This window comes from Coprococcus sp. RTP21428st1_C9_RTP21428_210409 (assembly GCF_040227395.1).
GTDB lineage: Bacteria > Bacillota > Clostridia > Lachnospirales > Lachnospiraceae > Coprococcus > Coprococcus aceti.
Map to the genome: position 1 here is coordinate 8,503 of NZ_JBEHVV010000028.1, position 24,755 is coordinate 33,257.

Annotated in this window: 24 protein-coding genes; 1 reads left to right on the plus strand and 23 read right to left on the minus strand. The window is 46.9% G+C overall.

What is annotated here, in order from left to right:
* Positions 1 to 288 precede the first annotated feature (288 nt).
* The 9 genes from atpC to ABUA34_RS07340 all read right to left on the minus strand — a co-directional run bounded on the left by atpC (position 289) and on the right by ABUA34_RS07340 (position 7,155).
* A complete protein-coding gene (atpC, locus tag ABUA34_RS07300) occupies positions 289 to 693 on the minus strand; it encodes an ATP synthase F1 subunit epsilon (RefSeq protein WP_022216969.1) in 405 nt (134 codons plus the stop codon).
* A gap of 13 nt (positions 694 to 706) precedes the next feature.
* The gene (gene atpD / locus ABUA34_RS07305) at positions 707 to 2,095 is read right to left on the minus strand and encodes a F0F1 ATP synthase subunit beta (RefSeq protein WP_022216970.1); all 1,389 of its coding nucleotides are present in this window, start codon (positions 2,093 to 2,095) and stop codon (positions 707 to 709) included.
* 37 nt (positions 2,096 to 2,132) lie between these two features.
* Positions 2,133 to 3,017 carry an ATP synthase F1 subunit gamma gene (gene atpG / locus ABUA34_RS07310; protein ID WP_349823090.1) on the minus strand — a complete coding sequence of 295 codons (885 nt, stop codon included), beginning with the start codon at positions 3,015 to 3,017 and terminating at the stop codon, positions 2,133 to 2,135.
* Positions 3,018 to 3,058: 41 nt separating this feature from the next.
* Positions 3,059 to 4,561 carry a F0F1 ATP synthase subunit alpha gene (gene atpA / locus ABUA34_RS07315; RefSeq protein ID WP_022216972.1) on the minus strand — a complete coding sequence of 501 codons (1,503 nt, stop codon included), beginning with the start codon at positions 4,559 to 4,561 and terminating at the stop codon, positions 3,059 to 3,061.
* 4 nt (positions 4,562 to 4,565) lie between these two features.
* On the minus strand, positions 4,566 to 5,081 hold the full coding sequence (gene atpH, locus ABUA34_RS07320) for an ATP synthase F1 subunit delta (RefSeq protein WP_055145112.1): 516 nt from the start codon (positions 5,079 to 5,081) through the stop codon (positions 4,566 to 4,568).
* Positions 5,062 to 5,568 (minus strand): F0F1 ATP synthase subunit B, encoded by a 507-nt coding sequence (gene atpF, locus ABUA34_RS07325; RefSeq protein WP_022216974.1) that lies wholly within the window; start codon positions 5,566 to 5,568, stop codon positions 5,062 to 5,064. The genes atpH and atpF overlap by 20 nt, the downstream gene beginning before the upstream one ends.
* Before the next feature lie 103 nt (positions 5,569 to 5,671).
* Positions 5,672 to 5,896, minus strand: a complete 225-nt coding sequence (gene atpE / locus ABUA34_RS07330; RefSeq protein WP_004852001.1) for an ATP synthase F0 subunit C — start codon at positions 5,894 to 5,896, stop codon at positions 5,672 to 5,674.
* Positions 5,897 to 5,940: 44 nt separating this feature from the next.
* Positions 5,941 to 6,618, minus strand: coding sequence for a F0F1 ATP synthase subunit A (locus tag ABUA34_RS07335; RefSeq protein ID WP_071849465.1), 678 nt, complete (start codon positions 6,616 to 6,618; stop codon positions 5,941 to 5,943).
* Positions 6,619 to 6,681: 63 nt separating this feature from the next.
* Positions 6,682 to 7,155: an HAD domain-containing protein gene (locus tag ABUA34_RS07340; RefSeq protein ID WP_022216975.1), complete on the minus strand. Its 474-nt coding sequence runs from the start codon at positions 7,153 to 7,155 to the stop codon at positions 6,682 to 6,684.
* A gap of 837 nt (positions 7,156 to 7,992) precedes the next feature.
* On the opposite strand from ABUA34_RS07340, the gene ABUA34_RS07345 reads away from it, so the two are divergent.
* Positions 7,993 to 8,739 carry a helix-turn-helix domain-containing protein gene (locus ABUA34_RS07345; RefSeq protein ID WP_015534638.1) on the plus strand — a complete coding sequence of 249 codons (747 nt, stop codon included), beginning with the start codon at positions 7,993 to 7,995 and terminating at the stop codon, positions 8,737 to 8,739.
* A 37-nt stretch (positions 8,740 to 8,776) separates the two neighbouring features.
* Here the strand turns inward: ABUA34_RS07345 and ABUA34_RS07350 are convergent, their stop codons facing one another.
* The 14 genes from ABUA34_RS07350 to ABUA34_RS07415 form a co-directional block, all read right to left on the minus strand.
* Entirely contained in the window at positions 8,777 to 9,667 is an 891-nt protein-coding gene (locus tag ABUA34_RS07350) for a hypothetical protein (RefSeq protein ID WP_055145109.1), read from the minus strand.
* A gap of 116 nt (positions 9,668 to 9,783) precedes the next feature.
* The gene (locus ABUA34_RS07355) at positions 9,784 to 10,548 is read right to left on the minus strand and encodes a DeoR/GlpR family DNA-binding transcription regulator (RefSeq protein ID WP_173794964.1); all 765 of its coding nucleotides are present in this window, start codon (positions 10,546 to 10,548) and stop codon (positions 9,784 to 9,786) included.
* A 91-nt stretch (positions 10,549 to 10,639) separates the two neighbouring features.
* Positions 10,640 to 11,875 (minus strand): M20 family metallopeptidase, encoded by a 1,236-nt coding sequence (locus ABUA34_RS07360; protein ID WP_349823091.1) that lies wholly within the window; start codon positions 11,873 to 11,875, stop codon positions 10,640 to 10,642.
* A gap of 51 nt (positions 11,876 to 11,926) precedes the next feature.
* Entirely contained in the window at positions 11,927 to 12,856 is a 930-nt protein-coding gene (locus ABUA34_RS07365) for a phosphotransferase (protein ID WP_349823092.1), read from the minus strand.
* A gap of 16 nt (positions 12,857 to 12,872) precedes the next feature.
* The gene (locus ABUA34_RS07370) at positions 12,873 to 14,567 is read right to left on the minus strand and encodes an ammonium transporter (RefSeq protein ID WP_173794966.1); all 1,695 of its coding nucleotides are present in this window, start codon (positions 14,565 to 14,567) and stop codon (positions 12,873 to 12,875) included.
* A gap of 22 nt (positions 14,568 to 14,589) precedes the next feature.
* Positions 14,590 to 15,609, minus strand: a complete 1,020-nt coding sequence (locus tag ABUA34_RS07375; RefSeq protein ID WP_349823093.1) for an ABC transporter ATP-binding protein — start codon at positions 15,607 to 15,609, stop codon at positions 14,590 to 14,592.
* Entirely contained in the window at positions 15,578 to 16,603 is a 1,026-nt protein-coding gene (locus ABUA34_RS07380) for an ABC transporter ATP-binding protein (protein ID WP_015534631.1), read from the minus strand. Before ABUA34_RS07380 ends, ABUA34_RS07375 begins: the two co-directional genes overlap by 32 nt.
* Before the next feature lie 12 nt (positions 16,604 to 16,615).
* Entirely contained in the window at positions 16,616 to 17,473 is an 858-nt protein-coding gene (locus ABUA34_RS07385; RefSeq protein ID WP_349823094.1) for an ABC transporter permease, read from the minus strand.
* A 2-nt stretch (positions 17,474 to 17,475) separates the two neighbouring features.
* Positions 17,476 to 18,405: an ABC transporter permease gene (locus ABUA34_RS07390; protein WP_158576536.1), complete on the minus strand. Its 930-nt coding sequence runs from the start codon at positions 18,403 to 18,405 to the stop codon at positions 17,476 to 17,478.
* Positions 18,406 to 18,493: 88 nt separating this feature from the next.
* Positions 18,494 to 20,068: an ABC transporter substrate-binding protein gene (locus ABUA34_RS07395; protein WP_015534629.1), complete on the minus strand. Its 1,575-nt coding sequence runs from the start codon at positions 20,066 to 20,068 to the stop codon at positions 18,494 to 18,496.
* Positions 20,069 to 20,094: 26 nt separating this feature from the next.
* A complete protein-coding gene (locus tag ABUA34_RS07400) occupies positions 20,095 to 21,444 on the minus strand; it encodes an aspartate aminotransferase family protein (RefSeq protein WP_349092880.1) in 1,350 nt (449 codons plus the stop codon).
* A 336-nt stretch (positions 21,445 to 21,780) separates the two neighbouring features.
* Complete coding sequence (fabF, locus tag ABUA34_RS07405; RefSeq protein WP_022216985.1) at positions 21,781 to 23,016, minus strand: beta-ketoacyl-ACP synthase II; 1,236 nt, start codon at positions 23,014 to 23,016, stop codon at positions 21,781 to 21,783.
* A gap of 123 nt (positions 23,017 to 23,139) precedes the next feature.
* Entirely contained in the window at positions 23,140 to 24,390 is a 1,251-nt protein-coding gene (locus ABUA34_RS07410; protein ID WP_349823095.1) for a glycoside hydrolase family 3 protein, read from the minus strand.
* Between the two features lie 20 nt (positions 24,391 to 24,410).
* On the minus strand, positions 24,411 to 24,746 hold the full coding sequence (locus ABUA34_RS07415; RefSeq protein WP_117874424.1) for a cupin domain-containing protein: 336 nt from the start codon (positions 24,744 to 24,746) through the stop codon (positions 24,411 to 24,413).
* Positions 24,747 to 24,755: the final 9 nt, after the last annotated feature.

A 24,755-nucleotide genomic window follows, 5' to 3' on the forward strand; every position in this document is an offset into this window, starting at 1 on the left:
CTGACGGAATTCTTCTAGACTCGAAGTCCCGCGCTGACGCGCTCTGTCTTCGTCCCGCTGCATCTTTCGACTGACGGAATTCTTCTAGACTCGAAGTCCCGCGCTGACGCGCTCTGTCTTCGTCCCGCTGCATCTTTCGACTGACGGGATTCTTCTAGACTCGAAGTCCCGCGCTGACGCGCTCTATGTTCGGCTTACGCCGAACGACTTCTCGTTATAGGCGCAAGGGAAAATCAAATGGTCATGCTCGTTTCACTTCGCATAACCGCTTGTTTTTCCTTTTGCGCACTATATCTTTTCTGTTACTTTGAGTCTTGTGAGTGCACGGGCAAGTGATGCCTCGCTCTGCTTGTATTCCTTCAGACTCTCTTTCTGTCTGAGTCTCTCTTCCGCTCTGATCTTTGCCTCCTTGGCTCTGACCCTGTCGATATCCTCCGGCTTCTCTGCGGAATCCACGATAAGGACAACTCGGTTATTTACTATCTGAACAAAGCCCTCACCGACAACACCGACTACCTGCTCACCCTTGCTGGTGGTAATCCTGATCTCGCCTATGCTGGTGGCTATGACCATGTTCTCGTGATGTGCAAGAACCGCTTTCTCTCCATCTTCAAGTGGAAGAACTATTTTCTCTGCCCGGCCGTCGAAGAATATCTTATTACTGGAAATAACTCTCAGATAAAATGTATTCATCTATGCACTTCCTTTACTGGCCCTTCTCGGCCTTTTCCTTTACTTCCTCTATAGTACCTACATTGAAGAATGCCCACTCAGGATACTCGTCCATCTCACCGTCAACGATCATCTTGAAGCCCTTGATCGTATCCTTGAGACTTACATACTTTCCAGGAATACCTGTGAAGTTCTCAGCAACATGGAATGGCTGTGACAGGAATCTCTGAACCTTTCTGGCTCTGGTAACTGTAAGCTTATCCTCATCTGACAGCTCCTCCATACCGAGGATTGCGATGATATCCTGCAGCTCCTTGTACTTCTGAAGTATCTCCTGTACACGTCTTGCAACATTATAATGCTCCTCGCCGACTATATCAGCCTCAAGAATTCGTGAGCTTGACTCCAGCGGATCTACTGCCGGATAGATACCCTGCTCAACGATCTTTCTTGAAAGAACTGTATTTGCATCCAGATGCGCAAATGTTGTGGCTGGGGCAGGATCTGTAAGGTCATCGGCTGGCACATATACGGCCTGGACTGACGTGACTGATCCTTCCTTGGTAGAAGCGATTCGCTCCTGAAGCTCACCCATCTCATTTGCAAGTGTTGGCTGATAACCAACGGCTGATGGCATACGTCCAAGAAGTGATGAAACCTCTGAACCTGCCTGTGTAAATCTGAATATATTGTCGATGAACAGAAGCACATCCTGATGATTTACATCACGGAAATACTCTGCCATTGTAAGTCCTGTCTCTGCAACTCTCATTCTGGCTCCAGGTGGCTCATTCATCTGTCCGAACACCAGGGCGGTCTTGTCGATAACGCCTGACTCGCTCATCTCTGTCCACAGATCATTTCCCTCTCTTGAACGCTCTCCAACACCGGTGAATATTGAGTATCCACCATGTACGGATGCGATATTCTGGATAAGCTCCTGGATAAGGACTGTCTTACCAACTCCGGCACCGCCGAACAGACCGATCTTACCACCCTTTGAGTAAGGTGCAAGAAGATCTATGACCTTGATACCTGTCTCAAGTATCTCAATGACAGGACTCTGATTCTCAAATGTTGGCGGCTCTCTGTGGATTACCCAGTGCTCTGTGTCTGAGAGATCCTCCTTGCCATCTATTGTCTCACCAAGCACGTTGAACAGACGTCCAAGTGTCTGATTTCCTACTGGAACTTTGATTCCTGATCCGGTCGCAACGACTTCCATATCTCTTGAAAGTCCCTCGCTGGCGGACAGCATGATACATCTTACTGTATTATTTCCTACGTGCTGTGCTACTTCCATAACACATTTTTTTCCATGATTATCTACTTCAAGAGCATCCTTGATGTATGGCAGATCGTTGTCTGGAAATTCTACGTCTACGACAGGTCCCATGACCTGTACTATCTTACCATTTTTCAAAACATCAGACCTCCTTTACAATTATTTATTGAGCTTATTAGCTCCTGTCTCTCTGAGCTCTGGCGCCGCCCGCGATCTCTGTGATCTCCTGCGTTATGGCTGCCTGCCTTGCTCTGTTGTATTTGATATTGAGATCATCCAGCATCTCCTTGGCACTCTTTGTGGCTGAGTCCATCGCCATCATTCGGCTGTTCTGCTCACTGCAGAAGGACTCTACCAGAGCGCCGTATATATATCCCATGACACAGTTTGGCACGATTCGGTCAAGCACTGCTTTCGGTGAAGGCTCCATGGTAATCTCCTCGTGGAACACATCCGCAGGAACGCCTGCGAAGTCAGTCCTCTTCATAGGGAGGAGCTGTATCGTCTGCGGTTCAACGACCACACTGCTCTTCATGTTGGTATATATGATGTATACCTCATCTATATCGCCATTCTCATAGTTCTCAAGCATCTTGTCCGCTATGACTCTGGCTCTGTGAAGACTAGGATTCTGCGCTGTATACTGGAAATGTATATCTATAGGCACTCCCTTCTTTGCGAAGTAGTGTCTTCCCACCTGGCCGACTACATACAGCTCACTGTTTGGGTGGGCTGCAAGCTCCTGCTCAGCGATCTTGATTACATTGTGGTTGTAGGCACCAGCCATACCTTTGTCGGCGGTAATGACCAGATAACCTCGCCTTCTGTCCTCTTCCTTGATTCCCTCTCTGCTGTCGAAGTACAGATGCTCCATCTCAGGAACATGTCTGAGCATTCTGGCAAGGGCAACCTGGAGTGTGTAGAAGTAAGGCTCCGTGTTCTCAAGATCTGTCCTCGCCTTTTTAAGCTTGGAAGATGAGATCATATACATTGCATTGGTGATCTTCTGAGTATCCTTGATACTCTTTATTCTATTCTGGATTTCTTTGGTATTTGCCAATCAAATCACCTCTCAACGAATCTTCTTATTTCTCCTGAGATCTATCTCTCGATAAACTCCTTAGCGGCTGCGACTATCTTGTCCTTCAGCTCATCGGTAAGCACCTGCTTCTCCTCGATCTCATCCACGATATCCTTATGGGCACTGTGGAAGTATTCAAGCATCTCAAGTTTCTTCTTCTTGACCTCTGAAACCTCAACTGGAAGGAATACCTTATTGGTAGCTGCTACCAGAATGATAACCTCCTCGGCCATTGACAGTGGATTACACAGAGGCTGCTTTAAAAGCTCCATAAGTCCCTTGCCATACTGAAGCTGTTCCTTGGTGTTCTCATCAAGATCTGAACTGAACTGTGTGAACACCTCCATCTCTCTGTACTGTGCCAGATCGATACGGATACTTCCTGCGGCCTTCTTCATCGCCTTTGTCTGCGCTGCACCACCAACTCGTGATACCGACAGACCAACGTTGACAGCAGGTCTCATACCTGAGAAGAACAGATCGCTCTCGAGGAATATCTGTCCATCTGTGATAGATATAACATTTGTAGGTATATAAGCAGATACATCGCCTGCCTGTGTCTCGATAATAGGAAGGGCTGTGATGGAGCCTCCGCCCAGCTCATCCTTAAGCTTACTTGATCTCTCAAGAAGTCTTGAATGGAGATAGAATACATCTCCAGGATATGCCTCACGTCCTGGTGAACGTCCGAGAAGCAGTGACAATGTTCTGTAAGCAACAGCGTGCTTTGACAGATCATCGTACACGATCAGCACATCCTTGCCCTTATGCATGAAATACTCAGCGATCGCTGTACCTGAATAAGGCGCAATATACTGAAGTGGTGCTGAATCACTTGCTGTAGATGCAACGACTATCGTGTAGTCCATGGCATCATATTTGTTCAGGTTATTTACAACCTTGGCTATTGTTGAAGCCTTCTGGCCTATAGCCACATATACACAGATGACATCCTTGCCCTTCTGATTCAGAATGGTATCTATCGCTATGGATGTCTTACCTGTCTGTCTGTCTCCTATGATCAGCTCTCTCTGTCCTCTTCCGATTGGGAACATGGCATCTATCGAGAGGATTCCTGTCTGAAGCGGCTGGTTGACCGACTTACGATCAACTATGCTTGGAGCCGGATTCTCTATTGGACGATAATCCGTTGACTCTATGCTGCCCTTTCCATCTATAGGTGCTCCAAGGGCATCAACTATACGTCCGATAAATGCATCGCCTACAGGGATGCCTGCACGCTTTCCCGTTCTGCTGACCTTTGTTCCTTCTTTGATTCCTGTATCACGACCGAACAGAATACATCCTATCTCTGTTCTTCTGATATCCTGAACCATACCTTTGACACCATTCTCAAAAACAACGATCTCGCCGTACATGGCATTGTCTATACCGTATACGGTTACGATTCCATCACCTACATAGATGACCTTACCGACTTCTTTGTCCCTGGAGTCAAAATCATAATTCTCTATCTCTTCTTTGAGTATAGAAATAATATCCTCTGAACTAATTGAACTCAATTTATCACCTCATAACCAGTTTCTGTCTAAGGGATTTGTACCTGCCCAGAATGCTTCTGTCGTACTCGCGGTCTCCCGTTCTTATGACAAATCCACCTATCAATTCTTTTTTCTCCACCATAGAAAGCTGTACCGCCTTGCTTCCATACTCTTTCATAAGGAAGTTCTCGATACCTGCCTTCTGCTTATCAGTTGGCGGTGTGACATAATAGAGAGTTGCCGAAAGGATATCCTGCTGCTCTCTGGCATACTTCTCATACTCGTCAAATATGTCATGTATCATGTCAAATCCATCGTTGTCACACAGGGTCTTCATGAAATTTACCAGATCCTTATTGCCAAATCTGTCAAATACCCTGTCAACGACCTTGCGCTTGTCCGCGTGGCTGACCACCGGATCTGCCAGTGCATATACCAGCTCCGGACTACCATCCACAAGCGCCTTTATCTCCTCCACCATGTCCTGACTGATTCCAAGCTGATAGAGGACAATTCCGTAATTAATTGCCTTCTGTGTCACCTGAATCACCTACTTCATTCAAAAACTCGTCATACATGGCAGCTCCTGCTGATTCCGCATCACCTTCACCGCCCACGATCTTGCCGGCTGCTGCCATTGCAAGCTCCGCGATCTGTGACTGCATATCAGAAAGTGCCTTGTTCTGCTTGATCTCTATGGTCTTCTCCGCATCCTTTATCATCTTGACTGACTTTGCATCAGCCTGATCTATGATACGGCTGTACTCATTCTGGGCCTCCACACGGGATTTCTCACGGAGATCCCTACACTCAGCATCAACCCCTGCAAGGGTATCCTCATACTGAGACTTGAGTTTCATTGCTTCAGCCTTCTGATTGTTGGCATCCGATATGGTGCCAGCGATCATATCTTCTCTCTTCTTGATGACATCGTTGAGCGGTCCTATCAAGAACTTCTTCAAAAGAAGAAACAGAACTATTAAGTTGATAATGGTGAATGCTATTGTAGAAAATTCTATATCAATCATATAGCCACTCCTATCTTTCTGTTTCTATTATCCGCATCTCTTCTGCAATTCCAGATTTCTATCAGATATTTCTATTAAAATATCCATCTGACCAAAAATCTGATTACTTAAGAAGAATGATTGCAAGAAGTCCGATTACGAAACCGTAGATAGCTGTTGCCTCTGCAAGGGCACAACCGATGATAAGAAGCTTTGTGATCTTTCCGTCTGCCTCCGGCTGTCTAGCTACAGCCTCAACTGCCTTTGATGTTGCAAGACCGATTCCAAGTCCTGCGCCAAGTCCTACTAATGCTGCTATACCTGCTCCAATTGCTAATAATCCGTTCATATCATTTTCTCCTTCTTATTTTCATTTTTAAAATCAGATAATCTTTACTCCATCGCTTCCTGCATGTAAAGCGTAGTCAGGAAAGTAAATACAAATGCCTGTAAAAATCCATCAAAAAAATCAAAGTACAGGCTGAGTGGGATAGGGACAATGAGTGGAACTACTGCCTCTATCAGCTTCATGATGACGAATGCTCCGAGAACATTACCAAAAAGTCGCATACACAGCGACAGCGGCTTGATGACAAGCTCAAGTACATTAAGCGGTGCAACTATTGCTACCGGCTCTGCAAAACTCTTGACCCAGCCTTTTGTCCCCTTTCCTCGTATTCCTGCCACCTGTACGAGTATGATACTCATGATGGCCAGTGAGGCTGTCACATTCAGATCCTTTGTCGGTGGTTTAAAGCCAAATACACCCATGATGTTGGCCATGCCGATGTACAGAATAACCGTTATCAGATACGGAACATACTTCATGCCCGCCTCTCCGATAACACCTTTGAACAGGTTGTTAAAAGTAGTTATTATGGTCTCCAGCACAAGCTGTTTCTTACCCGGATTCTCAACTTTGAGATTCCTTACAAGGATAATCGACAACAGCACAAGCACTGCCATAATGATCCATGTTACCACCACAGATTCCGTTACCGGTATTCCACCAAATATTGGTATTGTAAATACTGTTTTGCATTGGAGTTCATTGGATAACTCTTCTGCCAGATCCGTAAGACATCACTTCCTTTCACACTGTTTTATTGTATGTCAAAATGCTATTCCAGTTTATTATTGGTTTATTATAGAAATAGCATTCATGGCATCTGCCTCAGACAGCCCCACAAGTACGTTCTCTGTGTTGATCCAGTGAGAATCGAGTTCATGAGCCTCCCAGTCCATATCCATGTCATCAAATATGACATATCCCTCTACGGAATTCGCAACCACATAATCCTTGACTGCACATGCTCTGGTATAATCCCCGTACTTGTTTCTGAGCTCATCCCCTGAAGAAGTTGCCCCATATACTTCCATTCCAGCATCCGCAAGTCTGTCTATCAGTTCCCTTACGTGTGCCTTACTGATATCCTTATCAATCACCTGTTTTCTCCAGTCACTTGTCATGACCAGCTTCGCTCCTGTGGCATCCACAACCATCTTGAGGTTAGCCACATTCTTAGGATTGATAAACTCCCCATGCTTCTCACACAGAAATTTCTCCGAATTCAGTACGCCGTCTACATCAAAAAATACTACATTCATACGGTCATACTCCCCTATCTTTTTTTCTAAAAAGCTACTCTCGCTCCTTGCTTGCGTATTTTATCACCATTCAAAACAAATTTAAAGTCATTTATTTGCCCTTATAGTCAAATTTTAATCATTTTTTATTTTTGTATTATTTTTCGTAACAAAAACAGTTTTTTGTCACAGTTTTCCCAAGAAGCCCGCATAAAACCTAGTGTATCACCAGTTTATACTTTTTTTATAATTTTAACATTTCGTTTATAATTAGCTTTTCTTCCAAATCATCAAAGTAAAATTCGCCACTCCCATCACCCTTCCGCCAGAAACAGGCTGGGTATTCTTCCGCGGCTGTATATCATCTGCTATATATGTGGTATCGGTAGCGAATACGACTGAGCTTCGGTGCTTCTTGCCGAGTTGGAAGCCGCATCGCCCTTATCGCGGCCGGAAACGAGTGCATATAGAAGCTAAGCCGAAGCGAAGGAAGTAGAGCGTGATACCACATATATAGCAGATGATATACCCGCCCCGCGGAAGAATACCCAGCCGTCCGTCCTTCGCCCCCACGAAAAAAGGCTATCTCGTGATCGACGCCCTAACGCTCGACACGTGATAGCCTTGTTCCCTCTGCCGTAATCCGTCACCCCCATTGTGACAGACTATTGTAGAAAATGACCCCCTTGTCATCTCTCGATGTAACAGATAAATTCATTATATCATATTTAATTTCATATTAAAGAGCAGTTCATACACTTTCCTGCGCATACACAAATCGCAAAAGTGTATATTCTTACACTTTTCAACTGGACAAGCCTGTTTCTTCTATTATATAATGTTACTGAGGTGAATTACATGCAGCAACAATACGATATAGGGAAAAGACTCAGGGAAGTCATGGCTGAACGCGGGGTTACGATCAGTCAGTTAGCTGAGTTGACAGATGTCTCTGAGGATACGATAAAAGCCATCAGGAGCGGCAAGACCAAGAGCCCGGGAATACAGCTTATGATATCCATCGCAGACGCACTTGGATGTACCATGGATGGATTTCTCCATAGGCGCAGCCTTACGGACGAGGAATTGTATCTCCTGCAAAAATACAGAACACTCAACATCCACGGCAAGCGGATGGTCATGCTAATGGCGGACTCTGAAGATCACATGCAGAAGAAGCTTCCTTCAGCGGATGCGTACCGCGCCAAAACGCGCAGGATTCCGTGTATTTCCTCAACTCACACGCTTGCTTCCAATTCAGACTACTCAACACACGCGACAGAATTTATAGAGATACCCGCCGATTATTTTCCAAATGCAGATTATTGTCTGAGGCTCACGACCAATATGCTCCATCCTATCTATATTAAGGATGATATTATAGCCGTGGAACAAAACTTTCCTCATTTCGGAGATATTGCGTTATTCCTGAACGAGAATGGAGTCGAGATGATCAGAAAATATACAGAAAAGGATGGCTCACCATACCTTGAAGCTGTCAGCAGATGTGATAGATCCCTGTATCTCACAAGTGATATCATTTGTCTGGGAACGATTCTCGGAATCGTCCGTCTGGAGGACACAAGAAAACCGCCTATTACATAAAGGCGGTTTTTCTTATATATAAATATTATGATGTCGATTACTCTGCTCCACCGGTGATAAGCCATGGTGACGGCTGGGTAACGAACATGTTGTCCTTGTTGGTTTTGGATACAGATATCTGAATAGCCTCCATATTCTTTATTCCGAGCTTGTCAAATATGAGCTTTGCCTGTGCAAGTATTCCAAGATCAAGTGTGTATATGACAAACTGCATATTCGGATTGATCTTGAGCAGTCTCTCCATATCTGACTCCAGATAATGATTTGCAACTATGAATGCCAGTCTCGGAACAGGTATGGCTGCCAGAGTCTCCTCGCTCATGTCTGGGATTATCTGTACATTATGTACTCCGAACTTGTCAACATTCTCCTCCATGGATCTTCTCGAACCCTCGTCCGGCTCAACGGCTATAATGTTGCCCTCGCTTGCCACGATCGCAGCCTCAATGACTATACTCTCGGCCTGGAGTGCCAAGATGGTGTCATGCGTATCCACATCCAGCAGACTCATGATGACTGCTCTTATCTCCTTGCCGACATAGTGTACTGTTCCAGCCGAGAAGAAATCATTTGCAATTCCGTATCTGACGGATTCCCTTGTCTTCTCATTCATGATGAATATAACTGTTGGCCCTGTTATCTTCCTGTTCAGCACCTTCTCCAGCTTGTCATGATGAACCTCGCCGCCGGGCTCCACACCCTCTGCATACCACATGTCATACTCGCCAAAGCCCTTCTCCCAAAGCGTGTACAACAGATCCTCATGACTCTGATCTGCAAATATAAGAACTCTCTTGTGTGTGTCTATAGTCGGAACAACGTTCTTCTGCTTTCCGCATATATTCAGCATCTTTATCTTCTCAGGACTGACCTTCATCATGTCTGCAAAATAGCCAAGCCAACTGAGCATATCCTTGTTCTCGTACATAACCATAACCCTCCTTTAGTTGTCCGTCCAATCTTTTATATAGCACATTTATTATACTATTTTATCGATCTTCTGTACACCCAAAGAGAGGCAAACAGACACTTTTTTGACTGTCATCAACTTACCACGTTCAGCTTGTGATCTCTATACATATTGTATACGGACTCCGGAAGCTTATCGTCGGTTATGATGGTGAATTCCGGCTGGAGATCACTGAGCTTGAAATCTCCCTTTGTCTCGAATTTCGTGCTGTCCGCCAGCAGAAATACCTCGCTAGCATGGCCTATCAGCATGCACTGATTCTCATAGGTCTCCCTTATAAAATCATGTGCGCCATCCTCGACCGAAAGTGCCGAAGGTACTACAAATGCCTTTGAAAAATAAAGTTTCTGCATCGCCTCATGTGTCAGGAAGCCATAAAACAACTTCTCCTTCGGGAGATATTCACCGCCCAGCAGGGTTATCCTGTAATTTCCACATTCCGATAATATGGAGAACACCTCCGAGGAATAGGTTATGACGGATAGTGAGTCAAAATTGTGCGCCTTCAATGCCATGGCGAACAACGACGCCGTGCTGCCTGAATCTATCGCTATGGTGTCTCCATCCTTCACATACTCAAGCGCTTTCCTGGCTATCTGCTCCTTGAGTTCCATATTGGATGTGCCCCTGACATCCATATCCTCAAACCGGTATCTCTTCTTCACAGAAACCGCACCGCCGTGTACCCTCGTGAGCATGTTGTTATTTTCAAGATCCTCAAGATCACGTCTCACCGTCTCGGTCGACACGCCCAGCAGCTCAACCAGTCTGGCAACAGTAACCGAATGATTAAGATTTACCTGATCCAATATTATCTGTTTACGCTGATCTGCTAACATCTGTCCCCTCCCTTACTTCCTTATAAACTGAGCCCTATGTTTTCTAACCTGCAACATGATTGTATCAAAATAAGCGGTGCCGTGTAAACCTTTATTCCGGCATATCCAGTCCATACAGCCTGCAGAGAACCGCAGTATATCCCTCTATACAGTCGAGGATCCTGTCGATCTCCACGTGCTCCTGTGCCTGATGCGCCTGACTCATCATCGCACCCGAATATCCTATAGTCGGTATGTTGTATTTGCCGCATATAACGCTTCCGTCGGTTCCAAACTGCCAGTATATCTTCTCAACATCCTGACCAAGCTCCTTAAGCGTCCTGTATGTCAGCTCGACATACTCATTATCCTTGCCGGTCACCCACGCCGGATGCTGCTTTGCCGCCTCCGCCTCATAACCGGTGTAACACGTCCTCTTATTCATTCTCGGATGAACGACAGCTCTGAGCTCAGGATCCTTTTTCTTCTGCTCATCCAGGAATTTCTGAACCCTGCTCACCGTATCCTCTATGGTCATAGGTGGCACATATCTCTGATCCACTGTGATCTCACAATAGTCCGGCACACAGGAATACTTCTGTCCCGGTGTTACCACCACATCAGTGATGACCATGGACGTCTTACCCATCTCATGTACGAGCGGTTCACTGCCAAAATTATGCATGATCGCATCCATTATAGGGAGCGCTTTCTCAACAGCATTTATGCCCTCCTGCGGAGCGGACGAGTGCGCCACCTTACCGTACACCTCTATGACAAGCTCGATCTTGCCTCGCTGTCCGATGGCAAGATTGCCGTCTGACGGCTCCCCCAGATAGCACAGGTCAACATCAAGGCCGTGCTCCGGAAGAGTGTGCTCCATAAGATAAATCGTTCCGATACTCTCCGCCGGCTCCTCATAGACGACTGCAGCAAATATAAGATTGCCCGATATCTTCGCCCCGGCATCCACCAGCTTTTTGATCTCCATAAATGCAAAGAATTCCGAAGTCAGGCCAGCAAGCATATCGCTTATACCTCTGCCGTATAACTTTCCATCCTCCACCTTCGGCTCAAATGGCAAATACGGACTCCATGCATCTATGCTTCCCTCAGGCACAACATCCATATGTCCAGTCAGAAGCACGTTTGGACCGTCACCCTCTCCGCGGATGACTCCGACCACGTTGCCGCACTCATCGCGGAAATGCTCAATACCAAGCTCATCCATGGCCTGCATAAACACCTCCGAGGTGGCTTTCTCTTCCCCGGAATATGCCTGTGCACGTATATTCTTACTGACAAATTCTACCCATGAATCTTCCATATTCTTATAATAATCCTTCATGCTATACATCTCCCTTTCCTGAACCGGTTTCATAATACGATCTGCTGATCATCAACTGATACGGGTACTCTTCTCCCTCGCAACGTCGAGCCAGTAATCCAGCCTTGAATCGAGCCAGAAATGCTGCAGTCTCGCCATCTTCTGTCCATACCAGTTCATGTAATCAAACTCCACGTTGGAGCTGGCCGCCTGATACAGTGCCCAATACGCCCACTTGATATCGCAGGCTATCTTGTTCAGCTTCATTCTAGCAAATGCTCTCTCATCAACCTTGCCTCCGCCGTATATCTTCATCATCTCCACGTCCATATCCTCGGTGAAATAGTTCACAGCAGATATCAGACCCAGATCCACATAAGGATCATTCATGGACGCATACTCATAATCTATGATCTTCAGATCATTTGTCTCCTCGTTGTACATCAGGTTGTTTGTCCAGAAATCATTGTGGCACGGACACAGCTCCTCACTGCCCGCCAGCGCCTTCTCAATAGCAGAGAGCAGATACTCCATCTTGTCATTAAACGGTGATATATAGCCGCCATTCTTCGCCCTTGCGTTCATATCCCACGCCTGTTCAAATATGCTCTGCTTCAGGTTCAGCGGCTTTGTCTCGAGATGGTGGAAGTCCCTGATCCTCTCGAATATCGACTGGAATATATCTTTGTCATACACATCGCCAAATGTCACCTGACGGTAGCCGTCAAGCCACTGGAATATCTCAACACCTGTATCCTCGAAATAATAATAGACTCTTGGGCCTGCCTTGCTCTCGTCCGCGATCACATTTGCCTCATGGCATACTTCACGGTTTATGTAATCCGTGCCGGCTCCCGGTATCTTGAGGAAGAAATGCTCTCCCTCCACATCCACTTTGAAATTCGGATTCGTTATTCCTCCTGAAACGGGCTTGTAACTGATCTCCTTGCCCTTCCAGTCATCGACCCTTGTGATCGCCTCATCAATTGTTGTCTTGCGCATAAAAAAGCCTCCTCTCCTACTTGCTCTCATCAATCAATGCTTCTCTTCCAACCTCTCCGGTTCTAACCTTCACAACATTTTTCACATCGTATACGAATATCTTGCCATCGCCATAGTTGCCCGAGTACAGCACCTTCTCCGCAGTTTCCACAACCCTGGACACAGGTACAGTGCTGACTATGACCTCGACCTTCACCTTAGGAAGCAGGTTCAGATCCGCATCCGAGCTGCGGTAATATTTGTCATTATTTCCCTTCTGTATACCATATCCGGTCACATCCGTGATCGTAACTCCAGTTACATTTATGTCATTCATGGCGTGAAGCAGTGCGTCAAGCTTGTTCTTTCTCGCTATGATGACCACCTTGGATATGTTAAGATTCTCCGCATTTTCTGGGCTGTCAAATGCCTTGCCATCGATCTTAGGCACATTCATCATAGGCGCGCTTATTCCGTCTGAGGACAGCACCTCTGTGTAAGTATTTGAAAATCCGTGCTCACTGATATCCAGTCCATCCATCTCATCCTCAGCCGATACACGAAGGCCGATGGTCTTCTGAACGATCTTGAACAGTAGTGCCGAAGCTGCAAATACATACAGGAACACAACTATTCCGCCAAGGATCTGGATTCCGCACTGGTAGCCACCACCGCCGAGCAGCAGGCCCTTTGTCTTTGTGGCGGTTCCGTCTGAGAACAATCCAACCGCTACAGTTCCCCACAGGCCACCGAATCCGTGTGCCGCGATGGCTCCCACAGGATCATCTATCTTTACCACGTTCTCTATGAAATGCATTCCCCCAACTACTATCGCTCCGGCCACGATTCCGACCAACACCGCAAGTGGTGTACTTATAACGTCGGCTCCCGCAGTGATAGAAACCAGGCCTGCCAGAGCGCCGTTGAGTGTCATGGCGATATCTGGCTTCTTCTTCCACGCCCAGCTTATACACATCGCTGTGACTGCTCCAGCCGCAGCGGATAGATTGGTGTTACAGAACACCTTGCCAACTAGCGACACCGTATCTCCTGTCAGTGGCAGAACCGAGCTTCCGTTGAAGCCGAACCAGCCAAACCACAGGATAAATATTCCAAGCACTGACAGCGGCATGCTGTGTCCCGGTATCTTCTTCGACTTTCCGCTTCTTGAATACTTTCCGATACGCGGGCCGAGCATCCACGCTCCTGCAAATGCAGCGGCACCGCCCACCATATGTACAACTGTGGATCCGGCAAGATCATGGAATCCGAGCTGTGCCAGCCAACCGTCTCCCCATATCCAGTGTCCCGATATAGGATAGATCACCAGACTTATCATCAGACTGTAGATACAATATGCTGCAAATTTAGTTCTCGCCGCCATGGCACCCGACACGATGGTCGCCGCCGTCGCAGCGAATACTGTCTGAAATATCAGGAATGCCCAGAATGGGATCCCGTCAGGAAGCATGCCGCCTCCATATACCGATTCCATTGCCACACCTTTGATCTTACCCAGTACAGCTCCGTCGCCGCCATACATAATTCCGAATCCTATCAACCAGAACGTCACCGAACCGATACAATAGTCAACCAGATTCTTCATGGCGATATTTCCTGCATTTTTTACCCTCGTCATGCCGGTCTCAAGCATCGCAAAGCCCGCCTGCATGAAGAAAATGAGTACCGTTCCTACCATAATCCATATCGTACTGACTGCACTATATTCCATCACGATTCCTCCTTAATCTCTGTTATATCTGTCCTGCCTTGTGACAGCGAACCGTATGTCCCGGTGATACCTCTGTCTCCTCCGGGCGCTCCTTCATGCAACGTTCATCCGCATATATACAGCGTGTACAGAACGGACATCCCGGCATCGGCTTTGCCGGATCAGGTATATCACCTGGCTTAAGGTCTATGTCAAAGCCCGCATCCTCAAGTCCCTTGCTTATACTCGGAGCCGCCTTGAGCAGAACCTTTGTATATGGGTGCTGCGCATTCTTGTATATCTCGCTGCTCGGTGCACTCTCGACTATCTCTCCGAAATACATGATCTTTATCTGATCCGCGATCTGTCTCACCACAGCCAGATCGTGGGCGATCAGCAGCATGGACAACTTATATTTGTCCTGCAGATCCATCAGCATATTTATGACCTGTGCCTGCAATGACACGTCCAGTGCCGATATAGGCTCATCGGCAAATATGATCTTCGGTGTGACGACCAGACACCGCGCTATGATTATCCTCTGTCTCTGTCCACCGGATAACTGATGCGGGTATCTGTCAAGGAACATCGGTGCCATTCCGACCTGTGAAAGTGTGTCCAGAATGATCTTCTCCCTCTCCTCCTTGTCCTTCACTCCATTCAGGATCAATGGCTCCTCAAGTGATTCACGGATACTCATTCTCGGATGCAGCGATCCCAGAGTGTCCTGAAAGATCATCTGTATCTTTGCCTTCATATCGCTCTTTTCCTGGGGCGTCATATCGTCCAAGGATTTTCCTTCAAATACGATACTTCCGTCCGTCTTGTCCTCAATTCCCAGCAGGACTCTCGTCAGCACCGTCTTGCCACAGCCCGACTCTCCGACGATTGCAAGTGTCTTGCCCTTTTCCAGCTCCAGCGAGACATGGTCGACTATGTTCTTCTGTCCGACAACCTTGTTGAACATTCCCTTTTTCACCGGATACTGCTTCAGCAGATTATCGCAAGATAATACTATATCCTTCATATGATCACCCCAATTCTGTATCTTCGTTAATGTCATAATCCAGTGGGAAATGGCAGGCACACATATGTCCCTCTCCAACCGGTTTCAGTGCCGGCACCTCTTTATGACATATATCTTTCGCATATTCACAACGGGAAGCAAATGGACATCCCTCCGGGACATTTGACATATCCGGCGGGAATCCCGGAATGGATTTCAGTCTCTTCGTCTTACGAGCCTCGAGAAGCGGAACAGAACGGATAAGTCCAACCGTATAAGGATGCTTTGGATTTCTGAGCAGATCCTTCTTGGATGCCGACTCCACGCATCTTCCCGCATACATGACAAATATGTCGTCTGAGAACTGGGACACCACGCCAAAGTCGTGGGTGATTATCATGATGGAGATGCCGGTCTGCTTCTGCACCTCACTGAGGGCTTCGATGATCTCCGCCTGAATGGTGATTCCAAGACTTGTTGTAGGCTCGTCCGCTATGAGCAGATCTGGGTACAATATCATTGACATCGCTATGAATATCCTCTGTCTGAAACCCGCTGAGAACTCACACGGGTATTTCTTTATGACCTCCTCGCCGTTGGTTATTCCGACAAGCTTGAGAACTCTCATTATCTCCTGTTTTGCCTTTTCTGAACCCGATGGGGTATGTGCGTTATAGGCCTCGGCAAGCTGTGCTCCAATTGTCATGTAGGGATTGAACGATGTAGTAGGATCCTGGAATATCATGGAGATCTCATTTCCACGGATGCTCTTCATCTCCTTCTCCGGGAGCTTCAGTATATCCTGACCTTTGAACCTGATCTCGCCGCCTGCTATGTAACCCGGAGATTCCACGATCCTCAGTATCGATCTCGCCGTCACGCTCTTGCCGGAACCACTCTCTCCTATTATTCCAAGCACCTTGCCCTTCCGCAGTGAGAAGTTGACTCCCTCAACTGCTTTCACGACTTTGTGCGGACCGGTCTTGAAATAGGTCTTTAAATCCTTTACCTCAAGGATCACATCTGTATCTTTTTCTGTATTATTATCCATACTGTTATCCTCCTATTTGCGAAGCTTTGGATCGAAATGAACCTGAAGATTGTCACCGATAAAATTCAGTCCGAGAACCATGATGATAAGAATGATGCCGGGGATCATGATATACCATGCATCAGATGCAATATAGCCACGGGCATCGGACATTATGTTTCCAAGGGATATCTTTGGCGGATTTATACCGAGTGACATGTAGCTGAGCAAGCTCTCGTTGATGATCATTCCGGCGATATCAAGCGGTATGAGAGGAAGCATGGCAGGGATCAGATTCTTGCCGATATACTTCGTGGATATCCTCCATGAGCTCGCCCCCATGAGCTTTGCCGCTGCGATATAATCTGTGCTCTTCTGGGGTATTACATTTGACCGCACCGTTCTCGCATAGGCCGGCCACAGTGCCAGACTCAGCACTATGGTTACCGACACCTCATTCGGTGCGAACAGTGTGAGTGCGATCATGGCAAGTACGATAAATGGGAATCCCATCTGTACATCGGTGATTCTCATCAGCACTGAATCCAGAGGTCCCGGACTTGTGAGACCGGATATGATTCCGACTATCAGTCCTATGAGGGCGGCCAGCAGAACGCTGCAGAAACCAATTATGACTGAGGTACGGATTCCATACAAAAGTCTCGAGAACAGATCACGTCCTATGGCATCAGTTCCCAGCCAGTGTGCCGGATCCTGAAATGGTTTCAATAATCTGATGGATGGATTTGCCTTGCCCGGGTCCGACGGCGCGATGAGCGGCGCAAAGATTCCGGCAAGGAGATAGATTCCTACAATAATGATTCCAAGTGTAAATAATTTGTTTTTACCAATCCACTGAAGGACTGATCTAAATTTACTTTTTTTCTTCATAATTACAGTCCTCCCTGTGCTTTTCTCATTCGTGGATCAAGACGGATACTTCCAAGATCAATGGCAATATTCAAAACAATAAAGAATACGGAAAACAGAATGATAATTCCCTGAACCAGGTTGTAATCTCTTCGAAGGATCGCATTTAACACCGTGTATCCGATTCCCGGGAAGTTAAATACATACTCGACAACAACGATACTTCCTACCAGAAAGCCAAGCTGTGTTCCTAGGGATATCAGTACAGGGATAAGTGAATTCCTGAGTGCGTATTTGAAATATATCGCCACTGTCGATATTCCTCTCGCATATGCAACCTTGACAAATTCCTGATTGTAACTGTCGATCAGTGAGGAACGCACCACCTTGGTGAGCACCGCCGTGAGCGGAAGTGCCAGTGCAACTGTCGGGAGCACGCAGGATGCAGGTCCCGAATAATCCATTGACGGCAGCAGTCCAAGTCTGACTGAGAAAATAATGATCAACACGGAGGATACCCAGTAGTTAGGCATTGACTGGAACAGTACCGCAATACTCGAGATGAAACGATCCTCCCATTTATTTCCATTTAGTCCTGCGATGGTTCCCAGGATCAGGGATAATATGATCGATATGACCACTGAAGATATCAGCAGTATCAATGATAAAGGTGTGGCCTGCTCCATAACATTCAGGACTGTATCGCTCTTGAAATATGACTCTCCAAGATCTCCGTGGAACAGATTCACCATGTACATTTTAAACTGCTCCGGGATGGACTTTTCCAGTCCCATACTGTCTCTGATCGCCTGCTGCTGTTCTACTGTTGCTGTCGGAGCCATGACCTTCGCCGGATCTCCCGGTATCATCCGAAGTATTACAAAGCTGATAAATATAACGCAAAAGGTAACAAAAATGCCCTGTGCAAGTCTTTTTAAAACGGTTCCCAGCACTTTGATTTCCTCCCTTCTTAAAAAGGGCCACATGCTGTATCCTTACACATGCAGCCCCTTTTTGTGAATCTAATGTATTGCTATGCGCTTACTCTTTTGTGACATTTGTGAAGATATAATCTGCACCACTTGTGTACTCAAGACCTTTGACATTTGATCTTACTCCAAAGATAGTCATGGACTTGATGATAGGGATATCAGGCATCTCCTCTGCCAGGGCCGGAAGGTACTCGTCCTGAAGGATCTGCTTTCTCTTATCTGGGTCTGTCTCAGTTGCGAATCTGTCCATGATGTCCTGAAGCTCTGCCGTAGGCTCATAGTGGCTGATTCGACCTGCTGCATACCATGAATTCAGCTTCAGCTCAGGCTCGATACCTGATGGCTGCCATCCACAGTCGATCATGTAGCAAGGAGTTTCTTCATATAACACATCGCCCCATGATGAAGTATCAAGAGGAACCACCTTACAGTTGATACCGACAGCCTGTAAACAAGCTGCAATGTACTCGTAATATTCCTTTGTCTTAGGGTAAAAACCTACTGATGTGTAGATGTTGAGTTCTGGAAGTCCCTCACCATTCTCATAACCTGCCTCCTTCAAACATTCTGCAGCCTTTTCAGGATCATATTCACCAACTCCGCCAACTGCCTTGTATCCCCAGATAGTTGAGGAAATAAAGCTGTCTGCCTTCTCTGCATAACCACCAAATATATCATTTACGATTCCGTCATAATCAATCGCGTAGGCTATCGCCTTTCTGACAAGCTTCTCATTCATAGGCGGCATCTTGAACTTTGGAATAAGGTGCTTACACTCTGTGGTGAGGAACTTGTCAACCACGATATTGCTGTCTGACTCAAGCACAGACACCGCATCGGAATCAACACGCTCGATGACATCGGCCTCACCTGACTGCAATGCTGACAGACGTGTTGTGGCATCCGCAACGTACTTGTACTCGATCTTCTTTATCTTAGGAAGAGTTCCCCAGTAATCGTCGAACAGCTCATATGTCGCTGTATCGTTCTCAAAGCTTACCATCTTGTATGGGCCGGTTCCGTTGTATCTCTTATCCAGAGTGTTCTCAGGATCTGCAAGATCGTCAGCGGACATTATCGGAGTTGAACAAAGCATATTGACCAGAGAGCCAAGAGGCTTTCCCGATGCCGGAGTTATGGTAAATGTATAATCGTCGATGACCTTACACTTTAACTCATCTGCCCACCATGAACCGGATACGTTCTGTGAGCTTGAATATGCCTCACATGATGCTGCGGCATCCTCTGCGGTAAAGTCTGAACCGTCGTGGAACTTTACGCCCTCACGAAGCTTGACCGTCAAGACTGTCTGACTGTCGTCATATGACCACTCAGTAGCAAGATTAGGCTGTGGCTCCTGTGTCTTCTCATCCATGACCAGTAGATGTTCCAGAGCTATTGCCTCTGCATGAAGCATCATTGTTGATGTGTGCTTCAGCGGGCTGAGTGAAGCCTGCCAGTTCTCAGCGCCCAGAATAACCAGTGTGTCCTTGTCCGTCTTGGACTCAGAGCTTGTTGTCACTGCCTGTGTGCTCCCATCTGTACTTCCTCCAGAGCTTCCACATGCAGTCACCGTAAGTGCCAGTGCGGCTGCCAAAAGTATTGAGCAAATCTTCTTTTTCATAATTCTTCCTCCTTTTCGTGTGTTATCTATGACTCAAGCTGATGCAGACATTTATCGAGGGTTGATGCTATCCAGTCGATATCGCACTCCTGGAATGCCATAGGCGGACGAAGCTTTAAGACATTTCCATAAGGACCTGCAACAGAAGTCAGTACATTGTTGTCTCGCAGAAGTTCGATGGCATCCAGTGCCTTCTGCTGATCCGGAGTCTTCTTGCCGTCATTCTTCGCAAGCTCAAATCCAATGAACAGGCCTGCGCCTCTGACGTCTCCCACAGAATCAGGATGTCTGTCCTTTACCTCCTGCAATGCATTCAGAAGCTTTGCACCGACCACCTTGCAATGCTCCTGCAGCTTTTCTTCTTTTATGACATTAAGCACAGCCTGTGCGGCTGCGATAGCCACTGGATTTCCTCCAAATGTATTGAAATATGGAAGTTTGTCGCTGAATGCGGCGAGTACCTCATGCTTGGCGGCAAGTCCTGATATCGGGATTCCGTTACCCATAGGCTTTCCTGTTGTCACCATGTCAGGTATGATCCCATGTCTGGCGAATCCCCAGAACGCATCTCCCGTTCTTGCAAATCCCGGCTGCACCTCATCAGCTATGAATACACCGCCATTCTTATGTACCACATCGATGGCCGCCTTCAGGAAACCGACCGGATTCGGATGTACTCCATCTGATGAGAATATAGAATCTGCAAGGAAACATGAGAACTTATATCCTGCTGCCTCCAGCTCATCGATCTTCTTCTGCATCTCTCCTGAGTACCATGCGGTGAACTCCTCAGGTGTACCGCCATGTCTGTAATAGTCAGGTGTCTCAATGAGTCTTACATTCGGAAGCAGTGGCTGCTCACTTCCAAGGGCTGGTGAACATCCAGATGTCAGAGCACTTGTTCCGTGGTACGCCTCCCTTGAAACTATGATTCCGGTGCCGCCCGTGTATTCCTGTGCCACTCGGAGTGCCAGGTCATTTGCCTCAGAACCGGTACACATGAACATTATCTTGTCTATCTCGTCCGGCATCATCTTCAGCAGATCCTCACTGTAATCAATGATCCTCTCATGCAGATAACGTGTGTGGGTATTTAAAAGCTTCATCTGCTCTGTAACTGCCTCGACCACAGCAGGATGGCAATGACCGATTCCTGCCACATTGTTGTACATGTCCAGATATTTATTCCCCTCTGCATCCCAGAGGTACTGTCCCTGTCCTCTCACAAGGTTGACCGGCTTTCTATAGAAAAGTCTGTATGCGCCACCCATCCATTTCTCACGGCGGTTTATCATATCCCTTGTCGTGTTACTGAGCAGTGAACTGTAGTCATCACTGTAGCTGTTAGTGTCCATAATGCTTGATTTAGTAGCCATATTCCACCTCCAAAAGATTTCCCTGTTAAAACAAAAGGGGCACAGAGATGAAACTTTACAGTTCTATCTCCGTGCCCCTTTGCACTCTAAAATCAGATACGCGCTTCTGTTTTGCTTTGTATCATAGCCACGCCATGTGGGATTGTCAACACATTTTGTGGGTTTTTCTGGTTTTCATTTGTTTTTCATGTTTTTTTGTGTTGTTTTGTGGTTTTATTAGTTTATGTCCCCCAAATATTTATTTTATTAACCTGGGACAGCGCACAAAAAAACATCACCCCTGTGTCTGAAGTGATGTTTTCCTGTTATATGTAATTATCAGTAATCCTGCCTGTATTATGCCTCGAACTTCTTCACAAGTATACTTGCGTTGTGTCCGCCAAATCCCAGTGAGTTGCTGAGCGCATATGTAATATCCTTGTGTACACCCTCGCCCATGGTGTAGTTGAGATCCATCTCACCCTCTGTCTCGCGGAGACCAACTGTTGGATGGATGTATGAATCCTCTATGGACTTCACACATGTTATGAACTCAACTGCTCCGGCAGCTCCAAACAGATGTCCTATCATGGACTTTGTGGAATTGATGTTCACGTTGTATGCGTCATCGCCCATAGCATACTTGATGGCTCTTGTCTCAAAGAGGTCATTGTGATGGGTACTTGTTCCATGTGCGTTGATGTAGTCAACGTCAGCAGGTGTGATTCCGGCCTCCTCCATGGCAAGCTTCATGGCACGTCCTGCACCACTTCCATCCTCCTTAGGGGATGTGATGTGATATGCATCACAGGTTGAACCATATCCGACTACCTCAGCCAGGATCTGAGCACCTCTCGCCTGAGCATGCTCAAGTGACTCAAGTACAACAACTCCTGCGCCCTCTGCTATTACAAATCCACATCTGTCCTTGTCAAATGGTATGGACGCTCTCATAGGATCCTCTGCACTTGAAAGCGCTGTCATTGAGATAAATCCTGATACATTTGTCTCGCAGATAGGTGACTCTGCACCACCTGCAACCATGACATCGGCCTCTCCTGCCTGTATATATCTGTAAGCCTCTCCTATAGAGTTTGTTCCTGTGGCACAGGCTGTAACTATGTCAGTACATTTGCCCTCAAGGCCAAACTGTATTGCAACATTGCCCGCAGCCATGTTGGATATCATCATAGGAACCATCATTACACTGACTCTGTTCGCTTTGCCCTCTACAACCTTCTTGTGCTCCTTCTCTATGGTTGCCACACCGCCAAGTCCGTTTCCTATACATGTTCCGATCCTTGTTCTGTCTTCCTTCTCAAGGTCAAGACCTGCATCCTTGATCGCCTCGCCTGTAGCTGCTATGGCATACTGACAAAATGGCTCCATACGTCTTGCCGCCTTTGGATCCATATACTGCTTTGGATCAAAGTTCTTCACCTCAGCAGCAAGCTTGCACTTGTAATCGCTGACATCAAACTTTGTGATCTCTCCGATACCAACTGTATTCTTCTTTATATTATCCCAGAATTCTTCTACACTGTTTCCTATAGGTGTCACAGCACCCATGCCTGTTACAACTACTCTTTTCATCTCATACCTCGTATTTTTCATTCTATCTGCTGACAGTGCATTTTTGCACCCCAGATAAAAATAATTTTACCACAATGTAATATATATAACAAGGTTAAATAGTTTTGATTACTACATAGTTTGCTATTTGAGCAGTCCGCGGCTCTCCTTCAGGGTGAGTATCCTTCGGACGCTCTCGTCTATCCTGTCCTCTGACAGCTCGCCGTCCGCCACTGCCTGTTCTATGGAATTCACCGCCGACACCATATCCTTCGGCTGCAGTATCATATCCATTCCAGCTTTTACCGACATCACTACCGCATCATCCACACTGTAATTGTCCGCTATGGATTCCATCTCAAATGAATCGGTTATGGCAACTCCTTCAAACTTCAGTTCATCCCTGAGAATACCGGTCGCTATCTTGTATGAGAGAGTGGCTGGAACCTCGTCTATATCCGGGACGATCAGATGTCCGACCATGACAAATTCTGCCCCCGCCTCTATACCCGACCTGAACGGCTGCATCTCATCCGCCATAATCTCTTCCTTTGTTCTATGCACATAGGCACTGCTATAATGTGAGTCCTCCGCCGTGTCTCCATGCCCCGGGAAATGCTTCAGGGTGCACATGACTCCTCCGTCGTTGAAGCCCTTCACCGCATTTCCAACGAGCTCTGCCGCCTGGGCGTAGTCATCACTGTATGCGCGCTCGCCGATAACCGTATTGTCTGGGTTCGACCATACGTCCGCCACCGGCGCAAAGTCGAGATTAAAGCCAAGCGCCGACATATCATTTGCTATGGTGTATGCGTTCTCATATGCCGTTTCGTCTCCGTCGTCCTTGTAATAGTACATGGAGCCTATATATGTGGTTCCGACAGTATCCATCAGGCGGTTTACTACGCCGCCCTCCTCGTCGGTCGCCACAAATAATCCTATACTGCTGTACTTCTGGGAGTTGTCGATCATCTCCTTCACCTGATCCTGACTCTCAAGGTTCTTCGCAAAGTACACGATACCGCCAACAGGATAATTCTCCAGAGCCTGTCTGGTCGCATCCCCTGCCACAGTCACGCCGTCCTCTCCCGTGAGCTCCTCCGGAGTCACAAACATCATCTGACAGACCTTTTCATGAAGCGTCATCCCAGCAAGTGTCTCATCCACCAGACTCGGCTTCTCCTCCTCGGTCACCTCCGTCGTTTCCTGGCTATCCGCGGTCTGCTCTTCTGTCGTAGTTCCGCTCTCCGTGACATCAGCAGCTACGCCTGGATTTCCATTGTCATTTTCTACGTGGCCCCCGGCTTTCCCCGCACTGCCTCTCAGCATGAAGATTCCCCATATTCCTGCTGTCAGGCACACCATTACGATCAATACCACAATTGCTTTTTTCATTGGTTTTCTCCGTGATTCAATTACAACTGGAACACAACCACCAGAAGCATCTTGAACTGCTCCTTGCCGTATACGGCATGTGGATGCTTTGCAGGCATTACTATTGACTCGCCCTCGTGGAGTTCATACTTGACACCGTCTATTGTCACCTCGCCCACACCGTCAAGGCACGTCACAAATGCATCTCCGTCAGACTCGTGTGTGCTGATCTCCTCATCCTTGGCAAATGCAAATAAGGTTATACTCATACATACATTCTGAGCAAGTGTCTTACTTACGACCTGTCCCTCCTGATATGCCACCTGATCCTTGAGCTTAAGTACCTCTGACTGTGCGATATTCTTCATAATTCCCATGTTCGTTAC